A 1,742-nucleotide genomic window follows, 5' to 3' on the forward strand; every position below is an offset into this window, starting at 1 on the left:
ACCGAAAAAGTGAGAATCCTCAATATTTCGAGTTGGATACTCAATTTGAAGGGAGCTGAAAACACATTGTGTAAGCAGCTGTTATTTTTAACAAATATCAATTCGAAAGTTAAATCATTCTCATCGGGAAATCGATATAGTGTGATATGAAAAAAGGGACACACTTGTTGAGTGTGTCCCTTTTGGATTTTGAAAGTAAGCTGATAATGATCAGATAACTTGCGGTACTTCGTTTGAGTGATTGTGTGCTCGATTCACCCACATTAACCCAAGCATTGCAATTACCGACATTGCCATCATCAAAATGCCCAAAGGCATCTGGTTATGCGCTGGAAATAGTGACGCGAGCAAAGTTGCGACACCTGCCCCCAAGTTTTGCATGCCACCCAATGTCGCGCCTGCTGTTCCTGCATGGTATGGGAATGGCGCAATCGCTCCAGTTGTTGCCGCTGGGAAGAGAATACCTGCACCCAAAAAGTACACGGTTGCGCCTCCAACCAGCGTTAATGCAGTGGTTAAACCAAACAAGCCTGGGATGAGCACAATAGCAGAGCCCACAAAAATAGAGACCAAGCCTACATTTAAAGCACGACGCTCAGAGCGACGTCTTGCGATGTAGCTAGATAAGCCTGCACCCACCAAGTAACCTGGGATCGGCAATATAAACAGCAAACTTACCGTTGTTGCTGGTAATTCTAATACCCCACCTAACAATACCCCAGCTGCCGCTTCGAATACACCCACACCAGCGAATGTTGCAACCAGGCAAATCAAAAAGCCTTGAAAGCGACGGTCAGACAAAACGTGTTTGTAGCTTTTGGCTACTGGTTCGAATTTGCGTTTCTCTTTTGGTAGCGTCTCCATCATGCTTGTCATCATGGTGATCACAACCGCGATAGCAAATAGCGCTAAGAACAAGTAGCTCGACCGCCATCCGAAAGCTTCTGTTAGGTAACCGCCTAATACTGGTGCCATTAATGGTGAGAAAATCACACACATGCTAATTAAGCTGTTTGCTCTGTGTAGATCAGAGCCTTCAAAGCAATCGCGAGTCAGAGTGCGTGACATCGCACCGCCGCAGCCAATACCTAAGCCTTGGATAAAGCTACCAATCAAGAACCATTCAAATTGATGTGCAAATAATGCTACCAGTGTACCCACGATGTAGATAAGCAGCCCGACGATGATGATCGGTTTGCGTCCCAAGCGGTCCGATAGTGTGCCATACGCAAATTGCGACAAGCCATATGGGATTAGGTAACAAGCCATCACAGCTTGAAGTGATGACGCAGATACCAAAAACTCGCCCGCCATATGACCGATTGAAGGCACGTACATTGTCTGGGTCATTTGACCCACGGCAGTCAATATAGCGATTAAAAAGGTAAGTTTCGCTAATGGAAACGAAGCAGACATTTGCGTATCTCTCCAAAAAATTTAAGACGTAAAAACCCTTAGCGCTCTTTTATAGAGTGCCAACTGAATTCTTGTGTTGCGGGGGTATTTGCGCGAGATAATAGTGCTTGCTTGTATAATTAGCAATCGAAAAGTGTGAAGTTGAGCAAGATAAAAATCTATGATTTCAATTAGAAAAACTAATCCGATTTTGTTTTCAAAAAGCGGTGCATTTCTTTGTCTAATTACGTTAAATCTTTTACTTTTCGTGAATAGAATGAGCCTTATAGGTAACTGGTTTTAATGGTTAAAGTGCAAAAATAAAGCGTCTGCTCGGTTGATCTGAG

Annotated in this window: 1 protein-coding gene; it reads right to left on the bottom strand. The window is 43.7% G+C overall.

Features of this window, described 5'->3' with window-relative positions:
• Positions 1-210 precede the first annotated feature (210 nt).
• Positions 211-1,416 carry a multidrug efflux MFS transporter EmrD gene (gene emrD, locus IQR33_RS02610; RefSeq protein WP_017635532.1) on the bottom strand — a complete coding sequence of 402 codons (1,206 nt, stop codon included), beginning with the start codon at positions 1,414-1,416 and terminating at the stop codon, positions 211-213.
• Positions 1,417-1,742 lie beyond the last annotated feature (326 nt).

Source organism: Vibrio sp. OPT46, from assembly GCF_015163535.1.
Taxonomy (GTDB): domain Bacteria; phylum Pseudomonadota; class Gammaproteobacteria; order Enterobacterales; family Vibrionaceae; genus Vibrio; species Vibrio alginolyticus.